This is a genomic window from Rhodovulum sp. (assembly GCF_011048875.1).
Taxonomy (GTDB): domain Bacteria; phylum Pseudomonadota; class Alphaproteobacteria; order Rhodobacterales; family Rhodobacteraceae; genus Rhodovulum; species Rhodovulum tesquicola.
The window spans coordinates 1-1872 of the sequence record NZ_DSDD01000365.1 but is presented as its reverse complement, the minus strand read 5'-3'; the positions used below and the strand labels follow the sequence as shown (position 1 = coordinate 1872).

The 1872-nt window shown below is 67.5% G+C and carries 2 protein-coding genes; both read left to right on the top strand.

Annotation, left to right across the window (positions count from 1 at the left end):
- On the top strand, nt 1-967 hold a 967-nt coding region (locus ENN83_RS12755), incomplete at its 5' end, for an Hsp70 family protein (protein ID WP_287187548.1).
- 74 nt (nt 968-1041) lie between these two features.
- The coding region (locus tag ENN83_RS12750; RefSeq protein WP_287187546.1) for a molecular chaperone DnaJ at nt 1042-1872 on the top strand (831 nt) is incomplete at its 3' end.

The window sequence follows — 1872 nt, the reverse complement described above, 5'->3', positions numbered from 1 at the left end:
CTGCCAGGCGGCGCTGAAGGATGCGGGCCTGTCGACCTCGGATATCGACGAGGTGGTGCTGGTCGGCGGCATGACGCGGATGCCGCGGGTGATCGAGGAAGTCACCAAGTTCTTCGGCAAGGAACCGCACAAGGGCGTGAACCCCGACGAGGTGGTGGCGATGGGCGCCGCGATCCAGGCGGGTGTGCTGCAGGGCGATGTCAAGGACGTGGTGCTGCTGGACGTCACGCCGCTGTCGCTGGGGATCGAGACGCTGGGCGGCGTGTTCACCCGGCTGATCGACCGCAACACGACCATTCCGACCAAGAAATCGCAGATCTTCTCGACCGCCGAGGACAACCAGAACGCCGTGACGATCCGGGTGTTCCAGGGCGAGCGCGAGATGGCGGCCGACAACAAGATGCTGGGCCAGTTCAACCTGGAAGACATCCCGCCCGCACCGCGCGGCATGCCGCAGATCGAGGTGACCTTCGACATCGACGCCAACGGCATCGTGTCGGTCAGCGCCAAGGACAAGGGCACCGGCAAGGAGCAGAAGATCACGATCCAGGCCTCGGGCGGTCTGTCCGATGACGAGATCGAGCAGATGGTGCGCGATGCCGAATCCAATGCCGAGGCCGACAAGGCGCGGCGCGAACTGGTCGAGACCCGCAACCAGGCCGAAAGCCTGATCCACTCGACCGAGAAGTCGATCGAGGAGCATGGCGACAAGGTCGATCCCTCGACCGTCGAGGCGATCGAACTGGCCATCGCGGCGCTGCGCGACACGCTGGAAACCGACGATGCCGGCAAGATCCGGGGCGGTATCCAGAACGTGTCCGAGGCGGCGATCCGGCTGGGCGAGGCGATCTACAAGGCCCAGCAGCAGGAGACCGACGATGCGCCCCGCGGCGCGGACGAGGGTCCGGACGAAGGGATCGTCGATGCCGAGTTCGAGGATCTCGACGACGACAGGAAGCGCTCGTAGGAAACGACCGGGACCCAGCCGGCCGGTCCGGGAAACCGGGCCGGCCCCGTGCATTCCGGACAGGGGAATAGCCGATGGCAAAGCGCGATTTCTACGAGGTCCTGGGCATCGCCCGCGGCGCCTCGGCCGACGAGATCAAGAAGGCCTACCGCACGAAGGCCAAGGAACTGCATCCCGACCGCAACGCGGACAATCCCAAGGCCGAGGCCCAGTTCAAGGAAGTCAACGAGGCCTACGAGACACTGAAGGATCCCGACAAGAAGGCCGCCTATGACCGCTTCGGCCATGCCGCCTTCGAGGGGGGCATGGGCGGGCCGCGCGGGGGCCCGGGATTCGGCGGGGGCGATTTCGCCTCGGCCTTCTCGAACGTGTTCGACGACCTTTTCGGCGATTTCATGGGCGGCGGCGGGCGGCAGCGCGCCACGCGCGGTTCGGACCTGCGCTACAACCTGCGGATCACGCTGGAGGACGCCTTTCGCGGATTGCAGAAGACGATCAACGTGCCCAGCTCGGTCACCTGCGACGCCTGCAGCGGCACGGGCGCCGTGGGCGGCGCCGAGCCCGCGACCTGCCCGACCTGTTCGGGCATGGGCAAGGTGCGCGCCCAGCAGGGGTTCTTTACCGTCGAACGCACCTGCCCGACCTGCGGCGGAATGGGCCGGATCATCAAGAACCCCTGCAAGTCCTGCGGCGGGGCGGGCCGGGTGGAACGCGAGCGCGCGCTGTCGGTCAACATCCCGGCCGGCGTCGAGACCGGCACGCGGATCCGGCTGGCCGGAGAGGGCGAGGCGGGATTGCGCGGCGGGCCGCCGGGGGATCTGTACATCTTCATCGAGGTGGCCGATCACCCGCTGTTCGAGCGTGACGGCATGACGCTGTTCTGCCGGGTGCCGGTCTCGATGGCG